Source organism: Sporosarcina sp. FA15 (genome assembly GCF_051550195.1).
Taxonomy (GTDB): domain Bacteria; phylum Bacillota; class Bacilli; order Bacillales_A; family Planococcaceae; genus Sporosarcina; species Sporosarcina psychrophila.
Genome location: NZ_CP188818.1, coordinates 2,247,892 through 2,272,761, shown reverse-complemented (window position 1 = coordinate 2,272,761; position 24,870 = coordinate 2,247,892). Strand labels below are relative to the sequence as shown.

Here is a 24,870-nt window from a genome sequence, read left to right as displayed (position 1 = left end):
ACTGTTGTAGATAAGTTGTATTATAGAGATTTTACATCTAGGCCCAAGACCCACACGATGTTGGTCATGCAGTGGGGAGGGATTGAATAGCATCTCTTCCTTATTGCGACAGGATGTACTAGTGAGGACGTCGCCACAGGACGTGGCGCCTTTAGACGATAGATGGATATTTGAGCGTGCTAATTCAGTGTGATACACTAATCGAATCCAGTAAGTGGATAGGGGAGGGTGCTCTATGAAAAAGGAATTTGCGGTAATTGGCTTGGGTCGTTTTGGTGGGAGTATTGTAAGAGAACTAATTGAGCTCGATGCTGATGTTATGGCTATCGATATTTCATCAGAAAGAGTGGATGAGTATGCTCACATTGCTACACAAGCTGTAGCGGCCGATACGACTGATGAGTCTGTTCTCAGGTCAATAGGCATCCGCAACTTCGAACATGTAGTCGTTGCAATTGGAGAAAATATCCAAGCAAGTATTTTGACAACACTTATGTTGAAGGAAATTGGTGTGAAAAAAATAACAGTGAAAGCTCAAAATGATTCCCATGAAAAAGTGTTGCGTAAAATTGGGGCAGACCAGGTAGTACACCCTGAACGCGATATGGGGATTAGAATTGCGAACAATATGGTATCGAATAATATACTCGATTATCTTGAACTGTCAGATGAGTATTCCATTGCGGAAATAAAGGCGAATGATAAACTCGTTGGATCAACATTAATAGATTTGGACATTAGGGCCAAATATGGTGTCAATATTGTTGCCATCAAACGAGGTAAGCATATACTTGTATCTCCTCAAGCAATTGAAAAAATCCGACTTGAAGATATCCTGATTGTCATTGGATCGGATGAGGAAATCCATAAGTTTGAAAAGAAAGCACTGCATTAATGAATCACGTCTGTTGATTAATCATTTACTTGCATGAAATACTGGTGAGTAGGGCTTGAAGACCTTCATTTTCACTGCACTATTTTCGGCCCGCTTTCGACTAACTATTCATGATAGATTTACTGAGGGGTCCGAGTGTGGTAGAAGTGACTTCGTCACTTCTACCACACTCTTTTCAGTAATACTATTGGGAATAGTTGCCTGTCGCGTACCTACAATGTTCAAGTGAAAAATGCAGTCGTTTGGAAGAAAAGAATAGATTATATTCTATGGAGAGTGTCAGTGCCCGGAGATGCAATTTCGGGCACTCTATTACGTTGTACAATGCGTTCCTTGCTTACTTTTAGCAAAGAGTATGCATGTAATCATGTGAACCTTTATAGAAAGTATCAGCCGCCAAAATTGCATCTTTGGCGGCTTTTATCCAGCTAAGAAGCACAAGCTATTCTTTCGTCCCAAAAAGCTTCAGCAATACGTGTACTTATCCATTTGGAGCGCGACGGATGAAGGACCACCATACGATTACCGAAAAGACTGTGTAGGGATGCGACAAAGTCGCATCCCTACACAGTCAGACATCCCGTTAATTGTTTAGAAGTCATTCAATCCAAAGCAATCGGAAAATGCAACTATACACGTAGCGCCCAGTAGGTAATCATGTTATTCACTAGTTACTATTAGGTTTATCAACAGATGTGTTAATGAATAAAAAAACCGTAAACGCTTATAGGCGTTTACGGTTTTTAGCTTTGTTAAACTTCCATGATAACAGGAAGCACCATTGGTTTACGTTTCGTTTTATCGTATAAATACGGTCCGAGAACATCAATGATTTCACTTTTCAATGCATCGAAATCTGAGGGCGAGCTTGCAAGCTTGCGCTGCATCTGTTTGGATAACATCTGTTGTGCTTCGTGAATCATTGCACCAGATTCACGCATATAAACGAATCCACGAGAAATGATATCTGGTCCTGAAACGACACGATTGCGTTTTAGATCTACAGTTGCTACAACAATTACAAGACCATCTTCAGACAAAATTCTGCGATCACGCAGAACGACGCTGCCGATATCCCCGATTCCGCTTCCGTCAATATAGACATCACCAGAAGGAATCCGACCAGCAAGGTGCGCTTCATCTTGTGTAAGAGCGAGTACATCGCCATTCCCCATGATGAATGTGTTCTCTCGAGGAACATCACAAGAGACAGCAAGATCAGTATGGATTTTCAACATTCTATACTCACCGTGAATCGGCATGAAGAATTTTGGTTTGATCAATCTGATCATCAATTTTTGTTCTTCCTGCGAACCGTGACCGGAAGTATGGATATTATTTAAAGAACCATGGAGCACATCAGCACCTGCACGGAATAGTGCATTAATAGCTTTATTGATGCTAAGTGTATTGCCTGGAATCGGTGAAGACGAGAAAATTACCGTATCGCCAGGATGGATTTGAACTTGTCTATGCGTACCGTTTGCAATACGAGAAAGTGCAGCCATCGGTTCACCTTGACTACCTGTACAAAGAATTAATACTTTGTTGGCCGGCAGCTTATTCAATGATTGGGTATCGACAAATAATTCTTTCGGTGCATCGATGTAACCAAGTTCTCGACCGATTGTAATGGCATTGTCCATACTGCGGCCAAATACCGCAATTTTACGACCCAATACCTGGGCAGACTCAATTACTTGTTGCAGTCTATGAATATTTGATGCGAATGTCGCGAATATAATACGGCCTTCAACTTTTCTGAAAATCTCATTCAAGCTGTCGCCGACTTTTCGTTCAGACATTGTGAAGTTAGGGATTTCAGCATTTGTACTATCTGATAACAGACAAAGTACGCCTTCGCTACCGATTTTCGCCATCTTCGTCAAGTTTGCTGGTTCCCCAACTGGTGTGAAGTCGAATTTGAAGTCACCCGTGTGAACAATATTACCGGAAGGTGTTTTAACTACAACACCGAATGCATCTGGAATACTATGTGTAGTCCGGAAAAATGATACCGCTGTCTTACGAAACTTGAAAACGTCATCTTCACCAAAAGGAATCAACTTCGTAGTCCGTAACAGACCATGCTCTTCTAGTTTGTTACGCAAAAGTCCAAGTGCAAGTTTTCCGCCATATACTGGCACGTTAATTTTACGAAGAAGATAAGGAATACCACCAATATGATCCTCATGGCCATGTGTAATGAATAGGCCTTTAATCTTGTCCACATTACGTTCAAGGTATGTGTAATCTGGAATGACATAGTCGATACCGAGTAATGCGTCATCAGGGAACTTAATACCAGCATCAATTAGAATAATTTCGTCTTGAAATTGTACACCATATGTGTTTTTACCGATTTCACCTAGTCCGCCTAAAGCGAAAACGGCAGTTTCATTGTTTTTGATAGATTTCATACTTAAACCTCTTCAAGCTCGAAATAGGGTGCAGCCTGTTCGTATTCAAGATGAACACCTTCAAGAAGTTGGATAAATTCGATGTTAAAAGCACGATCTTTCAACTTCGCACGGACTGACCTTTCCGAGTCCGCCTCGATGTACATGCTTTTCGTATTTTCACGGACTGGTATTTGAAGCAAGTTATCTTGATAATAGATTTTATAAATCATCGTTTGCTCTCCTTTTTACGTTCGTTTGAACTGATTCTCTTTATATTAGCATGACACCTCTTTAAAATAAAGAAAAGCCCACCAATTTGATGGCGGACTTAACATAATTAAGCGATAGTTTTTTTTCCGAGTATGCCATTTAGCCGTTTCAACCATTTTCGTTTTAGGCGTTTGTACATGGCGACATCACTCCTCGAAATCATTATACTATATTCAGAACATTGTGTCAAGCGGGATTTTCGGCATAGCCGAAATATCCATCCGTTATTTAAAAGCGTAGTCGAAAGATCCAAGTAATCACCAGTAACATGGGGGGAGGGGGTTGTATCAGCTACTGCCCTTCAAATTGAGACAGTAGCTGGTACCACACACTTGGCACCATACTACAAACTGAACAAACTCTAGGAGCATGTAGGATATAAAGATTCCGTTCAACTTCGCTCTGTTTACACAGAAAACATTTCAATCGCGAACAAGTGGGGTGGCACCGGGAATATCCTTAAAAGGTACTTCTTTATCAATATGGTCATAGAACATGACACCATTCAAGTGATCAAGTTCGTGTTGAAAAGCAATAGCGGCAAGTCCTTTCAATCTTTTTTTGAATTCATGGCCATCGGGATCATAGGCTTTAATTGTAATCCGTGCATAACGAGGTACATATCCTTCTACATCGCGATCTACTGACAGGCAGCCTTCACCTGAAGGAAGATAGGTTTTTTCGATAGAGTGACTGACGATTTTTGGATTAACAGCAATAAAACTAATTGCTTGTTGAACATCATCTGTAATATGGAGTGCAAATATTCTTTTCGATTTATCCAATTGTGGTGCGGCTAGGCCGATTCCAGGGCGGAGGTCGAACTTTTCACTCAGTTCGGAATCTTGACTATTTATAACGTACCCCATCAAATCCTCGCAAAGTTTCCGGTCAACATCGGACAATGGGAAACTTAATTCTTCGGCTCGTTTGCGGAGAGCAGGGTGTCCTTCCCTAACAATATGTTCCATTAAAATCATCGTGCAATCTTCCTTTCGGTTTTACTCTATTCAATAGTATAAACGAATGTGAATAGGGGTGGAAGAAATTGAACGCGAAGTTGAATAGTGAAATATAAAACGTTATAGTGTAGAGGGAAATTGGAGGTCGGCAATTTTGAAGAAATCTATCATTGGATACATATTAGCGGTAACTTTGGTGCTCTCAGGGTGTAGTTCTGACTCGACGATTAAAACGCAACTGTCAGCTACTATAACAAAGATGAATAATGCCGAACAAGCATATAAGGATGCGCAAGCTGAATTGACGGAGCTTGAAAAATCGGAACAGGAATTATTCAATCAGACGATGGAGTTGACGCACCAACAGTTAGGTGAGCTGAAAATAAAGGTAGCTGAGCTTGAAGAATTGCTGGGACAACGACTTACTCATATAGAAGGAGAAGAAAAGTCCATAAGTAAAGCAAGCAAATCCGTGGACGAACTCGATGCAATCATTGAACAAACAGATGGAACTGTTGAAAAAAGTATAGAAGAACTGAAAGAAGCTGTAACTAACCGATATGAGCTCCATTCAGCCTTTGTTGTTGAATATAAAAAACTTACCAGTCTTCAAGAGGAGTTATACGGAATGCTTGTTGCTGAGGAAGTTGAACTAAAGGAACTTAAGGATAAGGTCGGCGAAGTGAATGAACAGAATGAGTTAGTCCATACAGCAGTTATCTCTTTTAATGATGCGACGGTCAAAGTGAATGTGTTAAAGGACGACACTTTCTCTAATTTACAGAAAGAAGAATAAGCAGTAGTGAGGCAGTAGAGTTAATTCTATGCTTTTTTCTATAAATATAAAGTACGGGAAAATGGTATTCTATTATAATACAGACGTCTTATTGTGCTAATACAGTTTGGTAATGACAATCAATTCTAATAGCTATTATCTGCAAAGGTACATGCGATTACTATGTTTGACCATTCAGTTCTGATTAGATATACTGTGAAGGGAATAGATTGTACCAATCAATACACTAATGGTTCATAATACAGTTATAAAGGAGAGTTGCCGAAATGGCTGCCAAAAAAGACAAGCAGTTCGATCCGGTGGAAACACTTCACGCGATTGAAGAAAAGTTTGAAATGTTCCAGATCTTGAACGAAGAAGGCGAAATCGTTAATAAGGATGCAGATCCGAATTTATCCGATGAAGAACTCATTGAGTTAATGACTCGTATGGTATATACACGTATTTTGGATCAACGTTCAATTTCGTTGAACCGTCAAGGACGTCTAGGATTCTATGCACCGACAGCGGGGCAGGAAGCTTCACAACTTGCTTCACAATTTGCACTTGAGAAAGAGGATTTCATCCTTCCAGGTTATCGTGACGTTCCACAAATGTTATTCCACGGATTACCGTTATCAACGGCATTTTTATGGTCACGCGGCCATTTCCAAGGTGGTAATATTCCAGAAGGCGTCAACGTATTCCCGCCACAAATCATTATCGGTGCACAATATATTCAAGCAGCAGGCATTGCACTTGGCTTCCAAAAACGAGGAACGAAAGCAGTTGCTATGACATACACAGGTGACGGTGGTACATCGCAGGGTGACTTCTATGAAGGGATTAACTTTGCAGGAGCATATCGTTCTCCAGCAATCTTCATCATTCAGAATAACCAATTTGCTATTTCGACTCCACGTGACATGCAAACAGCTGCAAAAACGCTTGCACAAAAAGGTATTGCAGCAGGTATACCAAGTGTTCTTGTTGACGGTATGGACCCTCTTGCGGTGTATGCGGTTACACGTGACGCACGCGAGCGCGCAATCAATGGCGATGGACCAACACTAATCGAGGCGCTTTGCTACCGCTACGGGCCACATACTATGGCAGGAGACGATCCTACGCGTTACCGTACTTCAGAAACAGACAGCGAGTGGGAAAAACGCGATCCGTTAATCCGTTTCCGTACATACCTAGAAGCAAAAGGTATCTGGAATGAAGAACAAGAAAACGTAGTAATTGAACGCGCTAAAGAAGAAATTAAAGAAGCAATCAAAATAGCTGATGCAGCTCCTAAACAAAAAGTAAGCGATTTTATCAACATCATGTACAAAGGCGACCTGCCATACAACTTGCAGGAACAGCTAGCCATTTACACAGAGAAGGAGTCGAAGTAACCGATGGCACAAATGACGATGATTCAAGCAATAACTGATGCTCTACGTACGGAGCTGAAAAATGATGAAAACGTCCTCGTCTTCGGTGAAGACGTTGGAAATAACGGAGGAGTCTTCCGTGCAACTGAAGGCTTGCAAAAAGAATTTGGCGAAGTGCGTGTATTCGATACACCGCTTGCAGAATCTGGTATTGGTGGACTAGCAATCGGGTTGGCATTCACAGGCTACCGTCCAGTTATGGAAATTCAGTTCTTTGGTTTCCTTTATGAAGTAATTGACTCAGTTAGTGGTCAACTTGCGCGCATGAGTTTCCGTAGTGCAGGTCGTTTCAATGCACCTGTTACAATCCGCTCACCATTCGGAGGCGGCGTAGCAACACCTGAGATGCACGCTGATAGCCTTGAAGGTCTCGTAGCTTCACAGCCTGGTTTGAAAGTAGTTATCCCTTCAACTCCATATGACGCGAAAGGGTTACTGATTTCTGCAATCCGCGACGACAATCCGGTCATCTTCCTTGAACATATGAAACTGTACCGTTCATTCAGACAAGAAGTTCCTGAAGAAGAGTACACGATTCCACTTGGGAAAGCGGATGTGAAACGTGAAGGGAAAGACCTTTCAATTATCACGTACGGCGCAATGGTTCACGAAAGCTTGAAAGCGGCTGAAGAGCTTGAAAAAGAAGGCTTCTCTGTAGAAGTTATCGACTTGCGTACAATTCAACCAATGGATATCGAAACAATCATTGCATCTGTTGAAAAAACAAACCGTGCAATCGTTGTACAAGAAGCGCAGAAACAAGCAGGAATCGCTGCGAATATCGTAGCTGAAATTACAGAACGCGCAATTCTAAGCCTTGAAGCACCTGTTCTTCGCGTAACTGCACCGGATACTATTTATCCATTTGCGCAAGGTGAAAATGCTTGGCTTCCGAATGCGAAAGATATTATTGAAACAGCTAAAAAAGTATTGACGTTCTAAAAAGGTATCAATTAAGAAAGGGTGAATCACGTGGCATTTGAATTCCGTTTACCAGATATCGGAGAAGGAATCCATGAAGGTGAAGTCGTAAAATGGTTCGTCGCTAAAGGCGATAAGATCAATGAAGATGACATACTTCTTGAAATCCAAAACGATAAAGCAGTTGTGGAAATTCCATCACCGGTTACGGGTACTGTTGAAGAAATACTCGTTTCCGAAGGAACAGTTTCAGTCGTAGGGGATGTATTGATTCGCTTCGATGCACCTGGTTATGAAAATGTGAAATCTGAAGAGGATGACAACGCAGAAACTGAAGCACAAGTTCAAGCAACAGCTGAAGCGAGTCAACCGATTGAAAAAGAAGAGGCGCCTAAGGAAGAAGCAACTACAACAGTAGCTGCCCCGACTGCAAGTGTGCAAGCACAAACAGACGTCGATCCGAATCGCCGCATTATTGCAATGCCTTCCGTGCGTAAATTTGCGCGTGAGCAAGGTGTCGAAATTCAGCAAGTTGCAGGATCAGGCAAAAACGGCCGCATCTTGAAAGAAGATATCGAGTCATTCAAGAATGGTGGACAAACAAAAGCGGCAACTCCGGCAGTGGCGGATCAAGATGGTCAAGCTGAAAGCGTTGCACAAGAAACTTCGGCTCCGGCTCCAGTTCATCTTGAAGGCGATTTCCCTGAAACACGCGAAAAAATGTCTGGAATCCGAAAAGCAATTGCAAAAGCGATGGTCAATTCAAAACACACTGCTCCGCATGTTACGTTGCTTGACGAAGTGGATGTTACCGAACTCGTTGCACATCGCAAAAAGTTCAAAGACATTGCTGCAGAAAAAGATATCAAACTGACGTATTTGCCTTATGTCGTAAAAGCACTTGTGTCGACATTGCGTGAATTCCCAGCGTTCAATAGCTCACTCGATGATGCTACACAAGAAATTGTTCAGAAGCATTATTACAATATTGGTATCGCTGCGGACACTGACCGCGGACTTCTTGTTCCGGTTATCAAGCATGCAGACCGTAAATCAATCTTCGCAATTTCTGATGAAATCAATAGCCTTGCCGTAAAAGCACGCGATGGTAAATTATCACCTGCTGAAATGAAGGGTGCTTCTTGTTCCATCACGAATATTGGGTCTGCAGGAGGACAATGGTTTACACCTATCATTAATCATCCTGAGGTTGCAATTCTTGGAATTGGTCGTATCGCAGAAAAGCCAGTTGTGAAAAATGGTGAAATTGTAGCGGCACCTATGTTAGCATTGTCATTGGTATTCGATCACCGGATGATCGACGGCGCTACTGCACAACACGCGCTGAATCACCTTAAGAGATTGCTCGCAAATCCGGAACTTTTATTAATGGAGGCGTAAACAATGGTAGTAGGAGACTTTCCAATCGAAGTAGATACACTTGTCGTAGGTTCTGGACCGGGAGGATATGTCGCAGCAATCCGTGCGGCACAATTGGGCCAAAAAGTAATCGTTGTTGAAAAAGGCGATATTGGTGGCGTGTGCTTGAACGTAGGATGTATTCCTTCTAAAGCGCTAATTGCTGTTGGACATCGTTATGCCAATGCAAAAAATTCCGATTCAATGGGAATTACAGCAACAGAAGTGAAACTAGATTTCACTAAAGCGCAAGCGTTCAAAGATAGCGTAGTCAGCAAGTTGACTGGCGGAGTTGCAGGACTTCTTAAAGGCAACAAGGTTGATTATGTTCAAGGTGAAGCTTATTTCGTCGATAGCAACACAGTACGTGTGATGGACGAAAGTTCTGCGCAAACATATAAATTCAAAAATGCAATCATTGCAACGGGTTCACGTCCGATTGAAATCCCGACATTCAAATTTACGAAACGCGTCATCAATTCAACAGGTGCTTTGAGTCTTACAGAATTACCGGGTAAACTTGTCGTTATCGGTGGCGGTTATATCGGTACTGAGCTAGGATCTTCATATGCAAATCTTGGATCTGAAGTAACGATTATTGAAGGCGGCAATGACATTCTTGCAGGTTTTGAAAAACAAATGACACAAATCGTTAAAAAAGGCTTGAAGAAAAAAGGCGTCGAAGTTGTTGTTAAAGCGTCTGCAAAAGGCGTTGAAGAGACAGCTACTGGCGTTACAGTTACATACGAAGTAGGCGGAGAAGAGAAGAAAGTCGAAGCTGATTACGTACTTGTTACTGTAGGTCGTCGTCCAAATACGGATGAAATCGGATTAGAAGAGATGGGCATCAAGTTCCTTGAGCGTGGTCTTATCGAAGTCGACAAACAATGCCGTACAAGCATTCCAAATATCTATGCAATCGGTGATATCGTTCCAGGTCTTCAGCTTGCACACAAAGCTTCTTATGAAGCTAAAATTGCAGCAGAAGCAATTTCAGGCGAGAAGTCTGAAGTTGACTACTTGGCGATTCCTGCCGTTTGTTTCACTGATCCTGAACTTGCAGCTGTTGGCTTGAACGAGCAACAGGCAAAAGAAGAAGGTTATGAAACAGTAGTAGGGAAATTCCCGTTTGCAGCTAATGGACGTGCACTTGCACTTGATGCTTCTGAAGGTTTCGTCAAACTTGTATCACGTAAAGAAGACGGGCTTCTACTTGGAGCGCAAATTGTGGGTGAAAGTGCATCAGATATGATCGCTGAACTTGCTCTTGCAATCGAAGCAGGAATGACACTTGAAGATGTTGCAATGACAATTCATGCTCACCCAACATTGAGTGAAATTTCAATGGAAGCGGCTGAAGTCGCTTTGGGTAAACCAATTCATATGATTACGAAATAATTTTCTAGAGTCAGTGATTAAGACCGTCTATGAGGTAGCAAGATATCCTCGTAGATGGTTTTTTTAGTTTGAATCGGACTATGAAACAGGTATGTGGATCCGTGTGACCTAGCTTTTTCTGCCTTTTGTTTGCAGGTTTAGTAGATGGGGATGAAGAAGAGTGTCAGTGGAGTAACGGGGGAGGCATTCAAATGGAATGGAAAACAAAAATAACGGAACTGCTCGATATCAATTATCCAATCATTCAAGGGGGACTCGCTTACTTGGCTTATGCCCAACTTGCTGCTGCCGTCTCGGAAGCAGGTGGACTTGGACAAATTACGGCAATGAGTTTGGATTCAGCAGATGCACTGCGCGTTGAAATTAAAAAAGTAAAAACGCTGACTGATAAACCGTTCGGCGTGAACTTTGCGATTGGACAACATGGACGTCCATATGCCCATATGGTGGAAGCTGCACTGGAGGAAGGCGTTACAGTAATGTCGGTAACGGGTGGGAATCCCGCGCCATTTTTTGCCCAACTTCAAAATACCAACGTTAAAAAGCTTGTGCTAGTTGCTGCAAAAAGGCAGGCTCAGAAAGCGGAATCACTCGGAGCTGATGCAGTTATGGTTGTTGGACAAGAAGGTGGGGGACATCTTGGGCGTGACGATATCGGAACGATGGTACTTGTTCCACAAGTTGTCGATGCTGTTTCAATCCCAGTTATTGCATCCGGTGGTATCGGGGATGGTCGCGGTTGGATGGCCGCTCAGGCATTAGGCGCCGAGGGGATTGAGATGGGAACAAGATTCATTGCGACGAGAGAGTGTGTCCATGCATCTCAAGCTTATATCAATCTACTTCTTGCAAGTAGTGAAACCGATACGACTGTTATTAAAAGAACACTAGGAGCACCCGCTCGAGCCTTAGCGGGAAGTTGGACGAAGAGAATAATTGACATGGAAGCTAAAAATGCTGATTATGAAGCGATGAAAGATTTAATCAGTGGCGAAGCGAATCGCCGTTTTATTCATGATGGAGATGCCAATAATGGTTATGGATGGGCGGGTCAGGTTGCTGGGCTTATTAACGATGTACCATCCGTTGCAGAATTAGTTGAGCGTATGGTGAATGAGGCGGAAACAATTCGTAAAAGATGGAACTAAAGAGAGTAAAGGGAGCGAATTAGCATGGATTATAATTATCCAATTAGGCATGATTGGTCGACCACAGAAATTATCGCAGTAGCGGCATTTTATGAGGCGGTTGAAAAAGCATATGAATCAGGAATTGCAGGAGAAAAACTGATGGAGGCATATCGGGGATTCAAAAAAGTGGTTCCTTCCATGGCGGAAGAAAAAACATTGTGCAAGGAATTTGAGGAAGCGAGCGGTTACGTCTGTTACCGTGTTGTTCAAATGGCGAAAGATACAAGTGGTGAAGAAATAATAAAAGGAATGCCCTCGCGTTAAGCGGGAGCATTCCTTTTATCTAAAGCTAAGAAGTATAAGGTTTTCACCTGGAGCAGTATCTAGACTCCAGCGCCTAGCCCCTGGGCACACACGACGTGGGTCATGCAGTGGGGAGGGATTGAAACTGCATCCCTCCTTGTTGCGACAGGATGTCGCGATCCTAAGCTGCCTTCCCCTGTCGCATCAGGCCTTAAGTTAAAGGCAAAGAGCGCCTTTCTCTTAAGGCCTTCCAGCGCTTGTGGGTCTACCAAGGCGCTTACGCTTTTATTGTTTATTAATGACTACATCATAAACAGGTAGCAGTTGGTCAAAAGTCTCTTCTGCAAATGCCATGAATTCTTCGGTGGAAAGTTTAACGGCGTCTTCACTTGGTAAATGCCGACCGACAAGGAACTCCGCTTTTTTGACAGTTTGTAACCGCTCTAAAAGTTGTTCGAGTCCAACGTCCCCCGCTTGTTCGATAGTTGTAGCTTCGGGTTTCATATGATCACCAGAAACGATATAAGTACCAGGGAGGCTAGTTAAAACATCCAATTTGCTATCTAGACGCTCGGCAATCCCTTTTTTATCTGAATTCTCATAAATTACCGCTAAAATAATGAATAAATGTGACCCCCATAAGCCAATCTGAAAGTGAGGCAATGCTTTGTAGCCCCGTTTAGCAGGTGCGAAGGCGACCCAACTGTCATTTGGTGGATTTACTGTCCGTCTTGCGTGTTTTGCGACATGTGGAAAAAACTCATCAGTCCCATGTGCTGAAAGGCGGTCCGCAAAATGCATACCTAGAGTTCCAAACTTGGGTTGGATTCGATTTTGCAATGCTTCCATCCGCTTTTCTAGCCCTTCAATTGAAAATACATCAAAATCATCTTTTTCCCAAAAAAGACCAACCATTTTCATTACCCCCAATTACATTTACACGTTTATCATAACAGAAAAAGGGGAACAATCTTTAGTAACAAGGCTTATAACTAGAGCGAACTCTGGTCGTAGCATATTTTAAGTATAACTAACGGAAAATTTGGACTATATACTGAAAAAGGGGTGTCAACTATGAAACAAGTCGTCCATGTTATTCGCAAAGCCGATGTAGAGAAAGAATATGTGAAGCTACTTAACCTAGAACTCGATTATGAACTTGCAACACTTTTCGATGCTGTGCAAGAAGATGATGCAAAGCAAAAAATGAAAAGCAAGCATAGGCTTATGGAAATTCACCGTGAGCTGGAGATACTTAATGGCTTCGCATGATTCTGATTGTCGGACCAGAAAAGGCATCCATACACATCCTTTAGAAACAGGGATAGTGTAATGGGATGCCTTTTTCGATATAGTGTACTATAGATAGTCGTTTGGAAGGGGTGGCTTTATGAAGTGGGGAATTATTGATCGTTATGCAAAGTCGTTGATAAAAGAAGCGGGTCATAAAATTCGCGTGTCTTTTTTCAATCAAATCGATATCGATACAAAATCGAGTGCGAATGACCTTGTGACAAATATTGATAAAGAAATCGAACAATTCTTCATCAGCAGGATTAAAAGAGATTTTCCTGACCATAAGATTCTCGGTGAAGAAGGATTTGGCGATGTCGTTCAGACGCTTGATGGGGTCGTTTGGATGCTTGACCCAATTGACGGAACGATGAATTTCATCCACCAAAAACGGAACTTTGCCATCTCTCTCGGAATATATGCAGAAGGCGTCGGTATGCTTGGTTATATTTATGATGTAATGCGCGATGATTTTTATCATGCTGCTAAAGATGAAGGGGCTTATTTCAATGATGAACGGCTACCGCAATTGGAGATTACACCACTAGAAGAAGCCGTTATTGGTATTAATGCCAGTTGGGTGGCTCCGAATCACTTCGTTGACAACGAAAAAATTATTGAACTGATTAGAACGTGTAGAGGGACAAGATCATATGGCTCGGCAGCGCTCGAGTTGGCGTATGTCTCTTCAGGTAGGTTGGATGCATACATGTCTATGAGGCTGTCGCCATGGGATGTTGCTGGGGGCATTGTTATTGCGCAGGAGGTCGGTGCAGTTGCAACAAACATGAAAGGGGATTTCCCGCACCTTCTTGGGCAGGATACATTTATAGTCGCGAGGCCTGGATTGCATCAAGATATTGTGACAAACTATATTGACCTAAAACAATAAAAAAAGGACGTTACAGGCATCGAATACTACGATTACCATGAAACGTCACATTTGAAAAGAATGTTATTAAAGTAGGCCTTGTTCTCTATATTTCTTTTTTGTTTTAAATCCGTTACCCATAATTAGAATCAATGCAACGATGGCTACAATCGCAATCGTGGGGCTGCTCATACCGACTGCAACGCCGATTGCACACATTGAAGCGATAGCGGCAATGGAGTAAAAAACGAAAATCCATTTGATGTTTTTCAAAAAAATACCTCCATCTACAATTAAATGTTTTCGAATTATCTTTACATGTGCTATAATAACACAGTTAATCAACCGAAAAAAGAATAATGGAGTGAAATCATGACTAAACTTAGAAGTGACTTACGTAACATAGCAATTATCGCCCACGTCGACCACGGAAAAACGACGCTTGTCGATCAACTTTTAAAACAATCGGGAATCTTCCGTTCTAACGAACAAGTAGATGATCGTGCAATGGACTCAAATGAAATTGAACGTGAACGCGGAATTACGATTCTTGCAAAGAATACAGCAATTGAATATAAAGATACAAAAATCAACATTTTGGATACACCAGGTCACGCAGATTTCGGCGGAGAAGTGGAACGTATCTTGAAAATGGTAGATGGTGTAATTCTTGTTGTCGACTCATACGAAGGGTGTATGCCACAAACGCGTTTCGTACTGAAAAAAGCGCTTGAGCAGAACTTGAAACCAATCGTTGTCGTTAATAAAATTGACCGTGAATTTGCACGCCCGGAAGAAGTAGTTGATGAAGTTCTTGAATTATTCATCGAACTTGATGCGAATGATGAACAACTTGAATTCCCAGTTATTTATGCATCAGGATTCAACGGTACTGCAAGCTTATCACCAGACGTTTCAACACAAGAAGAAACGTTGCGTGTACTATATGACGCAATTCTAGAACATATCCCTGCTCCAATCGATAATAGAGACGAGCCTTTACAGTTCCAAGTATCACTTCTTGATTACAGCGATTATGTTGGCCGTATCGGTATCGGACGGATTTTCCGTGGAACGATGCAAGTCGGACAGTCGGTTGCCGTTATAAAACGTGATGGTACTGTCAAAAACTATCGTGTTACGAAAATGTCTGGATTCCTTGGTTTGAAACGCGTTGATATCCAAGAAGCTTTCGCAGGAGATCTTGTTGCGGTATCTGGAATGGAGAACATTGACGTTAGTGAAACAATTTGTCCGGCAGATCATCTGGAAGCACTTCCAGAGTTGTTCATTGACGAACCAACGTTACAAATGACATTCCTTGTAAACAATAGCCCGTTTGCAGGTAAAGAAGGTAAATGGGTAACGTCAAGAAAAATTGACGAACGCCTTCAATCACAATTGCAAACAGATGTATCTCTTCGTGTAGATCCAACTGATTCGCCTGATGCATGGACTGTTTCAGGACGCGGAGAGCTTCACCTTTCTATTCTTATTGAAAACATGCGCCGTGAAGGATTTGAATTGCAAGTTTCGAAACCAACAGTAATCGTGAAAGAAGTAGATGGTGTTCGTTGTGAGCCTATCGAACGTTTACAAATTGATATTCCTGAAGAGCATACAGGCTCTATTATCGAGTCGATTGGTGAGCGTAAAGGCGAAATGCTTGATATGATCAACAATGGTAATGGACAAGTTCGTCTAATATTCAATGTACCTGCGCGTGGATTGATTGGTTATTCAACTGAATTCCTTACATTGACAAGAGGTTACGGAATTATGAACCATACGTTTGATTCTTACCAGCCAATGGCAAAAGGTAAAGTCGGCGGCCGCAGAAACGGTGTTCTTGTTTCAATGGAGAACGGTACAGCTACGCCTTACAGCATCATGCAGCTAGAAGACCGCGGTATTATGTTCGTTGGTGCTGGAACTGAAATCTATGCTGGGATGGTTGTTGGTGAAAATACGCGCGAAAGCGATTTGACAATCAACTTAACAAAAGCTAAACAAGCGACAAACGTACGTTCAGCTTCTAAAGACCAAACAGTTACAACTAAAAAACCACGTATTATGTCGCTTGAAGAAGCGTTACAATATCTGGGTGATGACGAGTATTGTGAAGTGACGCCAGTATCGATCAGACTTCGTAAGAAGATACTTGATAAAAACGAACGCGAACGTGTTCAGAAAAAGAAATAATCGCTGTTTAAACATAAGTGATCTTAGTAAAAGAAAGCATCTTGAGTGCCTTACCTCATACAGGTCTAGTCGACTGATAGGTCAGGTGCGGCTTTCTGAGGTCCTTTAACAGTGACGGGATTATTACTATTCCGACCTATAGAAAAGCTTTACAGAAGGGAATGTGTTGAATGAGTGCTAGTGTTGGCGATACAGAGTTCGTATTCGGAAAGATGTCGGGTATTGCACGCTTTATATACGAAGTGATGCCTTCCTATACGGCTGCCGGTTATGTACTTTTTGCCCTCGTCTTCCTCATGTCGGCAATTGTTTATAAACTGGGATTTGCTAGAAAACTGAGGCCTTTACAGACTTTGCTGATCTATGCCTTCTTGTTTATCGGCTGTCTAATTTTGACGTTTCTTGGCTTTTTCCTCCCGATCGTGGAGGCTCTCATCGTGGCGGCTCTTATTTTAATTATCTACCGAGTGCGCAGGATGAATGAGTATAAAGAGAAAAAAGAAGACTCCATCATCTGATGGAGTCTTCTTTTTTAGAATATAAGAAAGTCACGTCTGTTGATTAACTATCTATTTGTATCAAATACTGGTGAGTAGGGCTTAGGGAAATCCATTTTCATTGGATCATTTCCGGTTCGCTTTCGGCTGAATAATCACGACACCTTTACCGAGGGACCCTAGTGTGGCTAGAAGTGAATCCGTCACTTCTAGCCACACTTTTTTCAGTAATTCTGTTGCGAATAGTTGCCTGTCGCGTTCCTACAAAGTTCAAGTGAAAAATGTAGCTGCTTTGAAAGAAAAGAATAGATGACTTTCTATATAGAGTGTAGGTGCCCGAAGATACAATTACGGGCACTCTTGCCCGTCGTACAACGCGTTCCTTACTTACTTTTAGCAAAGATTATTCATGTAATCATGTGATGCCTTATAGAAAGTGACACTTCTTTAAAATAAAAAAGAAAGAACCATAGAGAAAGCATCAGCCGCCAAAATTGTATCTTTGGCGGCCTTTATCCAGATAAGAAGCTAGCTATTCTTTTGTCCCAAAAAGCTTCAGCACTACGTGTACTTATGCATTTGGAGCGCGACGGATGAAGGACACTCATACGATTACCGAAAAAATGTGTAGGAATGCGACGAAGTCGCATCCCTACACATTAAGATATCTCGGTACTGGTATAGGAGTTGTTCAATCCAAAGCAACTGTACTCGGGACGCCTAGTATTTGATTAAGTTGTTTTGTGGTTAACTTTGGTTAATCAACACATGTGTAAGAATGTATAAGTTTTCGACACGGAACAGTGTCTAGGCTTCAGGCGCCTTACGCTTTTCTCAGAAATCTTTTTCGATTGACTGGGAACTTCGGTAGAAAATGAAATTCCCAGTTGCGATTCGTGCAATCGTTTTTTCGGCAATCCGATTATTACATTCCTGACACATATACGTATGGATAGGGCGATTCCGGAGTGTTTTTGCTAGTGGCAAATCGTCTGGAAGTTGCCCGACGTTGTCACAGATGACACATTTTACACGCATTGGAAATCCTCCTTCAGTCAACTCGGATCGCAATGACGTTGCGAATCGGATTATCATTGTTCGAACCGTCTTTGAAGACAACATGCACGGGCCCGCCCTCAAGTAGCGGCTTACCCTCGTCGCTGAATTTGAAAATGATATCATCGACTTTCGTAAGTGGGAATGAGTGACTTTCGCCGTCTGATGTTTCAAATGCTAATGTTCGTGCATTTTCGGCAGGCTCCGCGATTTTTAAAAAGTGACGCAATTGGATGCCGTATGTTCCAGTAAGGACTTTTCGTTTTTCAAACTTTTTTTCTGTTTCCAGGGTAGGCGGGAACGTTGCGCCTTCCATTATTTCACGGGACCAATGTTTCCCCATAGCTCTTTTATATTCTTCTAGTTCATCTTTTTCGATGTGACTTTCTGTAAAGTACGTTTTCAAATCAACGCGACGATCATCGAAAATCCACACGGTCGGGTCAAGTGTGATGACATGACGTACATTTCCTTTAATCGGAATTATTGATTCCAAATGAATATCCCCCTACTTGAATTAAATTATCTTTTGTTTCTAGTATAACGCTTTGATGTCTCAAGGAAAAGCTTTTGCTTTTCGATGGCTTAGGAAACTAGAGAATTTTGTCCTATAGATAAGTTGTAACATAAAGATAATACTACCTAACATCAGTCCATAGCGACTCTGGCAATAAGAAGGGCTGAAGAGGCGGCATTTTTTGTTTGAGAAGGATATAGGTTATGTACTGTTGCTACAGGGAGTGGCGCATTTAGGCTTCGTTCATCTGTTACAAGCACTTGTATTTTTGTTTTGTAAAACGCCAAAGGGAAAACGCTTGCTTTTTCCTGTTCTGAAAGATACAATTTATTGATAATAACCATTAAGAAATAAAAGTTTGATGGGGGCGTCCTCATGGATATAGAATTGCAGGAAACGAATAAGGAAACGTATCAGGAAAAGGCATTGAAGCAACTTCAAGCTGATGCTGATAAGATTGGTCAACTTATAAAAGTACAGATGGACCATTTGACGATGCCGCAGTGCCCACTCTATGAAGAAGTGTTGGATACACAAATGTATGGCTTGTCTCGTGAAATTGACTTTGCTGTAAAGCTAGGTTTGATTGACCGTCCGAAAGGCAATGAAATTCTTTCTTTACTTGAGAAAGAAATGACAGTGTTGCATGAAGTATATACGAGAAAATAAGCCGAAAACTCAAACTGACATAATGGTTTGAGTTTTTTGTTTAATGAAAAAGAGGTAACCCTATGAAAACATATACTAAAAAGCTATTCCGCTATTTTGATTTCCCACTGTTTTTTGTCTACCTGTTACTTTGTCTGTTCGGACTTGTCATGATATACAGTTCAAGTATGGTTGTAGCGGTAGGTAGGTATGATCTTCCGGCAGATTCTTTTTATCAAAAACAGTTGTTAAATTTAAAACTTGCCATTCCCGCTTTCTTTTTGGCGGCTTTTTTTCCGTACAAGAATTATAAACGGAAAAAATTGATGATTTTTGCTGTAATAGGTATGCTATTTCTGTTGTTTCTGGTCCATTTCGTTGGTACAGGTGATCATGTTGGAGCCACTAGTTGGATAAAAACGCCTTTTGGTAATCTACAACCCTCAGAAGTTGCGAAATTGGTCTTAATTGTCTATTTTTCAGGAGTTTTTGCAAAAAAATATGAGTCTGGCACAATCGATAATATTAACCAGTCAATATTACCGCCCGTGGTCATTTTAGTATTAGCAGTGGGTTCTATTATGCTCGAGACTGATATCGGAGGCTCGTTCATTATAATCATCACAGCACTTTCGGTCCTAGCAGCAAGCGGTATTAAAAAAAGAACCTTTATGAAAATTAGCGGGATAATTTCTGTGGGTCTTGTCTTTGCTGCGCTTGTCCTTTATTTCAAATGGGAATCGATTATGACCCCAGGTAGGGCTGGCCGTATACTATCATTCCTGAACCCATTCGATTATATCCAAGGGTCTGGCTATCAGATTGCGAACGGCTATATTGCCATTGGTTCTGGAGGTTTGCAAGGGAGAGGTCTTGGTAACTCTATTCAAAAAATGGGCTACTTACCAGAGCCGCAAACAGATGTCATTATGGCGGTGATTTCAGAAGAATTAGGCCTTCTTGGTGCTATTATCGTAATAGGGGGACTCGGTTTCATCGTCTTAAGGGCTTTATCTATTGCGCTTCAGGCAAAAGATCCCCATGCGCGCATGCTTGCGGCGGGAATTGGAAGTATGATAGGAATTCAAACATTCGTTAATTTGGGTGGCCTGACGGGGTTGATACCGCTTACAGGAGTTACTTTGCCGTTTATTAGCTATGGCGGTACATCTGTTATTCTGTTATCTTTAGCTTTAGGAATATTAACGAATGTCTCAATGTTCGTAAAATATGAAAAAAACAATTAGAAAAGGAAGTGCCTTGTGATGGAACAGATTAAGAAAATTCTTGTAGCCAACCGTGGAGAAATAGCAATACGAGTTTTTCGCGCTTGTACCGAATTGAATATACCGACGGTGGGTATTTATTCAGCGGAAGATAGTGGGTCATTCCATCGTTACAAGGCAGATGAGTCTTATCTAGTCGGAGAAGGTAAGAAGCCGATTGATGCTTATCTCGATATCGAAGGGATTATCGCGATAGCGAAAGATTGTGGCGCGAATGCGATCCATCCTGGTTATGGATTTCTTGCTGAAAACACAGAATTTGCAAGGCGTTTAGAAGAAGAAGGAATTATTTTCATCGGCCCAAGTTCAAAGCAACTGGATATGTTTGGGGATAAAGTAAAAGCACGTGAGCAGGCTGTTAAAGCGGGAATTCCAGTGATTCCAGGTAGTGACGGTCCGGTTTCTACAGTCGGAGAAGTCGCAATGTTTGGCGAATCGAATGGTTATCCTGTCATCATTAAAGCATCTCTTGGTGGTGGAGGACGCGGAATGAGGATTGTGAATTCTGCGGAAGAAGTCAACGAGGCTTTTGAACGTGCGCGGTCAGAAGCGAAATCTGCATTCGGATCTGATGAAGTGTATGTCGAGAAATACATCGATAAACCAAAACATATCGAGGTACAAATACTTGGAGATACATATGGAAATGTCATTCATCTATTCGAGCGGGATTGCTCAATTCAGCGTCGCCATCAGAAAGTCGTCGAAATAGCACCCTCGATTTCACTTGAAGACGGATTACGGGAAGCAATTTGCGATGCGGCAGTAAAGGTGATGCGAAATGTTAATTATAAAAATGCGGGAACCGTAGAATTTCTCGTATCGGATGGCCGATTTTATTTCATCGAGGTAAATCCGCGTATTCAAGTTGAGCATACAATTACTGAAATGGTGACGGGTATCGATATCGTCCACGCGCAAATTCATATTGCAGACGGGAAAAACCTTCACGCTACTGAAACAGGCATACCAACACAAGACAAGATTCCGTTATTCGGATATGCAATCCAATCCCGTGTGACAACGGAGGATCCATTGAATGATTTCATGCCGGATACTGGTAAATTATCGGTTTACCGATCGGGTGGAGGATTCGGTGTTCGTCTTGACGCGGGGAACGGTTTCCAAGGGGCTATCATCACGCCGTACTATGATTCATTACTTGTTAAAGTATCTACATGGGGTATGACTTTCCGTGAAGCTGCTTCCAAAATGGACAGGAATTTACAGGAATTCCGGATTCGTGGCATCAAAACAAATATCCCGTTTCTTGAGAATGTTGTGAAGCACAAAAACTTCTTAACAGGTAACTATAATACGAGTTTTATTGATTCAACACCTGAATTATTCCTGTTCCCGAACCGCAAAGACCGTGGGACGAAAATGTTGAATTATATTGGTAATGTGACTGTTAATGGATTCCCGGGAATCGGTAAACAATCTAAGCCGGTTCTACATCCTGTAAGAAAACCGATAATTGACCTTCTTACACCGCCAAAACCGGGTACAAAACAAATTTTGGATGAACGTGGTGCTGAAGGGCTTATCAAATGGATTAAAGAGCAAGACGATGTACTTTTGACAGATACAACATTCCGCGATGCACATCAATCATTGTTGGCTACACGGGTGCGTACTTCCGATATGACGTCAATTGCGGCTGAATCGGCAAGACTGATGCCTGACCTGTTTTCTTATGAAATGTGGGGCGGAGCAACATTCGATGTTGCTTATAGGTTCCTGAAAGAAGATCCTTGGGACAGGCTGTTAAAACTGCGAGAACAAATTCCAAATGTACTTTTCCAAATGCTATTCCGCGGCGCAAATGCCGTAGGTTATACAAATTATCCTGACAATGTCATCCGTGAGTTTGTTAAAAAGTCAGCGGATGCTGGGATTGATGTCTTCCGTATTTTCGACAGCTTGAACTGGATTAAAGGCATGGAAGTTGCAATTGATGCAACACGGGATGCGGGGAAAGTTGCCGAAGCGGCAATTTGTTATACAGGAGATATTCTTGACGATTCCCGAGCGAAATATACGGTTAATTATTATAAAGAGATGGCAAAAGATCTTGAATCAGCTGGAGCCCACATTCTTGCTATCAAAGATATGGCAGGTCTTTTAAAACCGGAGGCGGCTTATCGACTAGTTTCTGAATTGAAAGCAACAGTGGACATTCCAATTCACCTACATTCGCATGATACGAGTGGAAACGGTATCTATATGTATGCCAAAGCGATTGAGGCTGGCGTAGACATCGTTGACACGGCTTTAGGATCAATGGCAGGTCTAACTTCACAACCGTCGGCAAGTTCGCTACACTACGCGCTGCAAGGCGGTAAACGCAATGTACGTGCAAACGTGAAATCACTTGAAGACTTATCGTACTACTGGGAAGATGTTCGGAAGTATTATCAGCACTTTGAAAGTGGCATGATGAGTCCGCATTCGGAAATCTATGTACATGAAATGCCTGGTGGCCAGTATTCAAACTTACAGCAACAAGCGAAAGCGGTAGGTCTAGGTGAGCGCTGGGAAGAAGTGAAGAGCATGTATTCTCGCGTTAATCTGTTATTCGGAGATGTTGTGAAAGTGACACCTTCATCGAAGGTTGTTGGCGATATGGCCTTGTTTATGGTACAGAACGAACTTGACGAAAAGTCAGTCCTTGTACGCGGAAAGTCCATCGACTTCCCGGAATCAGTTATTGAGTTTTTCGAAGGATATATCGGCCAACCATATGGTGGATTCCCAGAAGAACTTCAAAAAATCATTTTAAAAGAACGCCAAGCGATTACTGTACGTCCTGGAGAACTATTGGAAGATGTCAATTTTGAAAAGCTACGGGATGAATTGAATGTGAAATTGGAACGTCCAGTTACTAGCCATGAAGTACTTTCTTATGCCCTTTATCCGAAAGTTTTCGAAGAATATTCGCAAACGAATAAGCAGTTCGGTGATGTATCTGTTATTGATACACCTGAATTCCTATATGGGATGCGTCTCGGCGAGGAAATCGAAGTAGAGATTGAAAAAGGGAAAACGTTGATTGTTAAGCTAGTGTCGATTAGCGAACCGCAATCGGATGCAACAAGAGTCATCTATTTCGAATTGAACGGACAGCCGCGTGAAGTGATTATTGAAGATATGAGTGTAGAGTCCGTCGCAGTTAGGAAACAAAAAGCGGATACCTCAAATGCTGCGCATATTGCTGCTACTATGCCGGGAACTGTTTTGAAAGTTGCAGTCTCAAAGGGAGCGAAAGTGAAAAGAGGAGAACATTTGCTCATCACAGAAGCTATGAAAATGGAGACAACGATACAAGCACCTTTCGATGGTATAGTAAAAGAAATATATGTGGCTGCAGGAGAATCGATAGCTACAGGTGATTTGCTCGTTGAACTGGAGCACTAACATAAAAACAAGAGCACTCGAATTATATTCGGGTGCTCTTGTTTTTTTTGTTAATAAGTTGGGTAGACAAGTAGTAAGGACTGGCCAAGGGCTGGTCCTTACTACTCATTTTGATAGTTTACTTCTTGATACAAGTAGAATCATGTACGTTAACAAACCGAATAACAACGTGATGAATAATGAATGAAGCAAAGCAATATAAAGGTTTAGTCTAGTCAAAACAACCAACATTCCTGTTGTTGCCTGGAGTGCGACAAGTATAAATGCGATACTCCAGCCCCAATAGATGACGCGTTGATTTTTGTAATGACGAAGTGCATGGATCATGATGATTAATAACCAGACGAAAATAAATGCCGCGGCAGTACGGTGACCCATCTGAACCCACTCGAACATGTTACGCGGAAGGGCGAATGCCGCGTTCTGGCATAGTGGCCAGTCCAGGCAGGCAAGACCAGACTCTGTATGACGGACGAGTGCTCCAGTATAAACTACAAAGTAAGAGTAAACGGATACGCCAATTGTATGCCATTTCAACCGTTTACCTATTTGTAACTTATCTGCATCAAACTTTCGATCCACTTCAAATATGAGAAGGGTTAATAGAAGGACTGATGCAAAGCTTAAAAGAGAAATACCAAAATGAAGCGCGAGTATGAAATCACCTTGACCCCATAATACTTGAGCGGCACCAATCAATGCCTGTAATATAAGGAAGAATACGGCCGCGATTGCTAAGAATTTTGTTTCCCTTATATGTCCGATTGATTTCCATGACCAGACAGCTAATATGACAATCAAGATTCCCACAGACCCAGTTACCAGCCGATGTGAAAATTCAATAAGTACTTCTGCGGTAATCTCATCGGGAATAAGTTGCCCGTTACATCCTGGCCAATGTCTGCCGCAGCCCATGCCGCTATCGGTTTTTGTAACAAGCGCCCCTCCAAGTAAGATTAAAAGCATGCCTATTGTCGATGCGACTGCGAACCATTTTAAATATCTATTAGATTTCAAAAAAATGACACCTACTTTTTTATTGATGACCATTGTATAAAAGGTCCCTGCTTTTTTGATGATAACGAAAAATAAGTAAAAAGACAACGAAGATTGGCTGAAAATGCCTCAGTAATGGACCTTTTCACAAATTGTTCATAAAGAAGACG

At 41.9% G+C, this 24,870-nt stretch carries 24 protein-coding genes; 15 read left to right on the top strand and 9 right to left on the bottom strand.

Translation table 11 applies throughout. The features are described 5' to 3' along the window. Positions 1–235: 235 nt before the first annotated feature. A complete protein-coding gene (locus tag ACP8HG_RS10975) occupies positions 236–895 on the top strand; it encodes a potassium channel family protein (RefSeq protein WP_067211613.1) in 660 nt (219 codons plus the stop codon). A 752-nt stretch (positions 896–1,647) separates the two neighbouring features. Here ACP8HG_RS10975 and rnjA read toward each other — a convergent pair. The 3 genes from rnjA to def form a co-directional block, all read right to left on the bottom strand. Next, positions 1,648–3,315 carry a ribonuclease J1 gene (gene rnjA, locus ACP8HG_RS10970; protein ID WP_187045469.1) on the bottom strand — a complete coding sequence of 556 codons (1,668 nt, stop codon included), beginning with the start codon at positions 3,313–3,315 and terminating at the stop codon, positions 1,648–1,650. A gap of 2 nt (positions 3,316–3,317) precedes the next feature. Continuing rightward, on the bottom strand, positions 3,318–3,527 hold the full coding sequence (locus ACP8HG_RS10965; RefSeq protein WP_067211608.1) for a DNA-dependent RNA polymerase subunit epsilon: 210 nt from the start codon (positions 3,525–3,527) through the stop codon (positions 3,318–3,320). A gap of 462 nt (positions 3,528–3,989) precedes the next feature. Continuing rightward, positions 3,990–4,547 carry a peptide deformylase gene (def, locus tag ACP8HG_RS10960; protein ID WP_067211605.1) on the bottom strand — a complete coding sequence of 186 codons (558 nt, stop codon included), beginning with the start codon at positions 4,545–4,547 and terminating at the stop codon, positions 3,990–3,992. Between the two features lie 136 nt (positions 4,548–4,683). Here def and ACP8HG_RS10955 point away from each other — a divergent pair, with 136 nt between their 5' ends. The 7 genes from ACP8HG_RS10955 to ACP8HG_RS10925 all read left to right on the top strand — a co-directional run bounded on the left by ACP8HG_RS10955 (position 4,684) and on the right by ACP8HG_RS10925 (position 11,938). Then, complete coding sequence (locus ACP8HG_RS10955; RefSeq protein ID WP_342538807.1) at positions 4,684–5,325, top strand: YkyA family protein; 642 nt, start codon at positions 4,684–4,686, stop codon at positions 5,323–5,325. A 266-nt stretch (positions 5,326–5,591) separates the two neighbouring features. Further along, positions 5,592–6,707 carry a pyruvate dehydrogenase (acetyl-transferring) E1 component subunit alpha gene (gene pdhA, locus ACP8HG_RS10950; protein ID WP_067211600.1) on the top strand — a complete coding sequence of 372 codons (1,116 nt, stop codon included), beginning with the start codon at positions 5,592–5,594 and terminating at the stop codon, positions 6,705–6,707. 3 nt (positions 6,708–6,710) lie between these two features. Continuing rightward, the gene (locus ACP8HG_RS10945) at positions 6,711–7,688 is read left to right on the top strand and encodes an alpha-ketoacid dehydrogenase subunit beta (protein WP_187045468.1); all 978 of its coding nucleotides are present in this window, start codon (positions 6,711–6,713) and stop codon (positions 7,686–7,688) included. A gap of 30 nt (positions 7,689–7,718) precedes the next feature. Then, positions 7,719–9,068, top strand: coding sequence for a dihydrolipoamide acetyltransferase family protein (locus tag ACP8HG_RS10940; RefSeq protein ID WP_340740457.1), 1,350 nt, complete (start codon positions 7,719–7,721; stop codon positions 9,066–9,068). 3 nt (positions 9,069–9,071) lie between these two features. Further along, entirely contained in the window at positions 9,072–10,484 is a 1,413-nt protein-coding gene (gene lpdA, locus ACP8HG_RS10935) for a dihydrolipoyl dehydrogenase (protein WP_067211592.1), read from the top strand. A gap of 191 nt (positions 10,485–10,675) precedes the next feature. Continuing rightward, positions 10,676–11,632, top strand: a complete 957-nt coding sequence (locus ACP8HG_RS10930; protein WP_067211590.1) for an NAD(P)H-dependent flavin oxidoreductase — start codon at positions 10,676–10,678, stop codon at positions 11,630–11,632. A gap of 24 nt (positions 11,633–11,656) precedes the next feature. After that, positions 11,657–11,938: a UPF0223 family protein gene (locus ACP8HG_RS10925; protein WP_067211588.1), complete on the top strand. Its 282-nt coding sequence runs from the start codon at positions 11,657–11,659 to the stop codon at positions 11,936–11,938. Positions 11,939–12,202: 264 nt separating this feature from the next. Here the strand turns inward: ACP8HG_RS10925 and ACP8HG_RS10920 are convergent, their stop codons facing one another. Further along, positions 12,203–12,832: a YktB family protein gene (locus ACP8HG_RS10920; RefSeq protein WP_067211585.1), complete on the bottom strand. Its 630-nt coding sequence runs from the start codon at positions 12,830–12,832 to the stop codon at positions 12,203–12,205. 159 nt (positions 12,833–12,991) lie between these two features. On the opposite strand from ACP8HG_RS10920, the gene ACP8HG_RS10915 reads away from it, so the two are divergent. Continuing rightward, on the top strand, positions 12,992–13,189 hold the full coding sequence (locus ACP8HG_RS10915) for a hypothetical protein (protein WP_067211583.1): 198 nt from the start codon (positions 12,992–12,994) through the stop codon (positions 13,187–13,189). 118 nt (positions 13,190–13,307) lie between these two features. After that, positions 13,308–14,102: an inositol monophosphatase family protein gene (locus ACP8HG_RS10910; RefSeq protein WP_067211581.1), complete on the top strand. Its 795-nt coding sequence runs from the start codon at positions 13,308–13,310 to the stop codon at positions 14,100–14,102. Between the two features lie 66 nt (positions 14,103–14,168). Here ACP8HG_RS10910 and ACP8HG_RS10905 read toward each other — a convergent pair whose 3' ends face one another. Then, the gene (locus ACP8HG_RS10905; RefSeq protein WP_067211578.1) at positions 14,169–14,354 is read right to left on the bottom strand and encodes a YlaF family protein; all 186 of its coding nucleotides are present in this window, start codon (positions 14,352–14,354) and stop codon (positions 14,169–14,171) included. Between the two features lie 99 nt (positions 14,355–14,453). Between ACP8HG_RS10905 and typA the strand changes: the two genes are divergently transcribed. Both typA and ACP8HG_RS10895 read left to right on the top strand, forming a co-directional pair. Then, the gene (gene typA / locus ACP8HG_RS10900; RefSeq protein WP_067211576.1) at positions 14,454–16,283 is read left to right on the top strand and encodes a translational GTPase TypA; all 1,830 of its coding nucleotides are present in this window, start codon (positions 14,454–14,456) and stop codon (positions 16,281–16,283) included. 170 nt (positions 16,284–16,453) lie between these two features. Then, positions 16,454–16,801 (top strand): YlaH-like family protein, encoded by a 348-nt coding sequence (locus ACP8HG_RS10895; RefSeq protein WP_067211573.1) that lies wholly within the window; start codon positions 16,454–16,456, stop codon positions 16,799–16,801. Between the two features lie 813 nt (positions 16,802–17,614). Here ACP8HG_RS10895 and ACP8HG_RS10890 read toward each other — a convergent pair. The 3 genes from ACP8HG_RS10890 to ACP8HG_RS10880 form a co-directional block, all read right to left on the bottom strand. Beyond that, positions 17,615–17,818, bottom strand: coding sequence for a YlaI family protein (locus ACP8HG_RS10890; RefSeq protein ID WP_067211571.1), 204 nt, complete (start codon positions 17,816–17,818; stop codon positions 17,615–17,617). 13 nt (positions 17,819–17,831) lie between these two features. Continuing rightward, the gene (locus ACP8HG_RS10885; protein WP_187045465.1) at positions 17,832–18,332 is read right to left on the bottom strand and encodes a peptidyl-prolyl cis-trans isomerase; all 501 of its coding nucleotides are present in this window, start codon (positions 18,330–18,332) and stop codon (positions 17,832–17,834) included. 152 nt (positions 18,333–18,484) lie between these two features. Next, positions 18,485–18,697, bottom strand: a complete 213-nt coding sequence (locus tag ACP8HG_RS10880; protein WP_156476075.1) for a hypothetical protein — start codon at positions 18,695–18,697, stop codon at positions 18,485–18,487. Positions 18,698–18,728: 31 nt separating this feature from the next. Here ACP8HG_RS10880 and ACP8HG_RS10875 point away from each other — a divergent pair, with 31 nt between their 5' ends. From ACP8HG_RS10875 to pyc, 3 genes are all read left to right on the top strand, one after another. Continuing rightward, positions 18,729–19,022 (top strand): YlaN family protein, encoded by a 294-nt coding sequence (locus tag ACP8HG_RS10875; protein ID WP_067211564.1) that lies wholly within the window; start codon positions 18,729–18,731, stop codon positions 19,020–19,022. Positions 19,023–19,084: 62 nt separating this feature from the next. Beyond that, entirely contained in the window at positions 19,085–20,248 is a 1,164-nt protein-coding gene (locus tag ACP8HG_RS10870; RefSeq protein WP_067211561.1) for an FtsW/RodA/SpoVE family cell cycle protein, read from the top strand. A gap of 18 nt (positions 20,249–20,266) precedes the next feature. Further along, positions 20,267–23,704, top strand: coding sequence for a pyruvate carboxylase (pyc, locus tag ACP8HG_RS10865; RefSeq protein WP_187045464.1), 3,438 nt, complete (start codon positions 20,267–20,269; stop codon positions 23,702–23,704). A gap of 105 nt (positions 23,705–23,809) precedes the next feature. On the opposite strand, the gene ACP8HG_RS10860 is transcribed toward pyc, so the two are convergent. Beyond that, the gene (locus ACP8HG_RS10860; protein WP_187045463.1) at positions 23,810–24,754 is read right to left on the bottom strand and encodes a COX15/CtaA family protein; all 945 of its coding nucleotides are present in this window, start codon (positions 24,752–24,754) and stop codon (positions 23,810–23,812) included. Positions 24,755–24,870 lie beyond the last annotated feature (116 nt).

Bases quoted from the DNA above. Each gene is read 5' to 3' on its own strand.
- pyc (WP_187045464.1), top strand. From the start codon at position 20,267: ATGGAACAGATTAAGAAAATTCTTGTAGCCAACCGTGGAGAAATAGCA.
- ACP8HG_RS10975 (WP_067211613.1), top strand. From the start codon at position 236: ATGAAAAAGGAATTTGCGGTAATTGGCTTGGGTCGTTTTGGTGGGAGT.
- ACP8HG_RS10890 (WP_067211571.1), bottom strand. From the start codon at position 17,818: ATGCGTGTAAAATGTGTCATCTGTGACAACGTCGGGCAACTTCCAGAC.
- pdhA (WP_067211600.1), top strand. From the start codon at position 5,592: ATGGCTGCCAAAAAAGACAAGCAGTTCGATCCGGTGGAAACACTTCAC.
- ACP8HG_RS10910 (WP_067211581.1), top strand. From the start codon at position 13,308: ATGAAGTGGGGAATTATTGATCGTTATGCAAAGTCGTTGATAAAAGAA.
- ACP8HG_RS10915 (WP_067211583.1), top strand. From the start codon at position 12,992: ATGAAACAAGTCGTCCATGTTATTCGCAAAGCCGATGTAGAGAAAGAA.
- ACP8HG_RS10870 (WP_067211561.1), top strand. From the start codon at position 19,085: ATGAAAACATATACTAAAAAGCTATTCCGCTATTTTGATTTCCCACTG.
- ACP8HG_RS10965 (WP_067211608.1), bottom strand. From the start codon at position 3,527: ATGATTTATAAAATCTATTATCAAGATAACTTGCTTCAAATACCAGTC.
- ACP8HG_RS10875 (WP_067211564.1), top strand. From the start codon at position 18,729: ATGGATATAGAATTGCAGGAAACGAATAAGGAAACGTATCAGGAAAAG.
- rnjA (WP_187045469.1), bottom strand. From the start codon at position 3,315: ATGAAATCTATCAAAAACAATGAAACTGCCGTTTTCGCTTTAGGCGGA.
- typA (WP_067211576.1), top strand. From the start codon at position 14,454: ATGACTAAACTTAGAAGTGACTTACGTAACATAGCAATTATCGCCCAC.
- lpdA (WP_067211592.1), top strand. From the start codon at position 9,072: ATGGTAGTAGGAGACTTTCCAATCGAAGTAGATACACTTGTCGTAGGT.
- ACP8HG_RS10930 (WP_067211590.1), top strand. From the start codon at position 10,676: ATGGAATGGAAAACAAAAATAACGGAACTGCTCGATATCAATTATCCA.
- ACP8HG_RS10925 (WP_067211588.1), top strand. From the start codon at position 11,657: ATGGATTATAATTATCCAATTAGGCATGATTGGTCGACCACAGAAATT.
- ACP8HG_RS10860 (WP_187045463.1), bottom strand. From the start codon at position 24,754: ATGGTCATCAATAAAAAAGTAGGTGTCATTTTTTTGAAATCTAATAGA.
- ACP8HG_RS10895 (WP_067211573.1), top strand. From the start codon at position 16,454: ATGAGTGCTAGTGTTGGCGATACAGAGTTCGTATTCGGAAAGATGTCG.
- ACP8HG_RS10920 (WP_067211585.1), bottom strand. From the start codon at position 12,832: ATGGTTGGTCTTTTTTGGGAAAAAGATGATTTTGATGTATTTTCAATT.
- ACP8HG_RS10880 (WP_156476075.1), bottom strand. From the start codon at position 18,697: ATGGTTATTATCAATAAATTGTATCTTTCAGAACAGGAAAAAGCAAGC.
- def (WP_067211605.1), bottom strand. From the start codon at position 4,547: ATGATTTTAATGGAACATATTGTTAGGGAAGGACACCCTGCTCTCCGC.
- ACP8HG_RS10945 (WP_187045468.1), top strand. From the start codon at position 6,711: ATGGCACAAATGACGATGATTCAAGCAATAACTGATGCTCTACGTACG.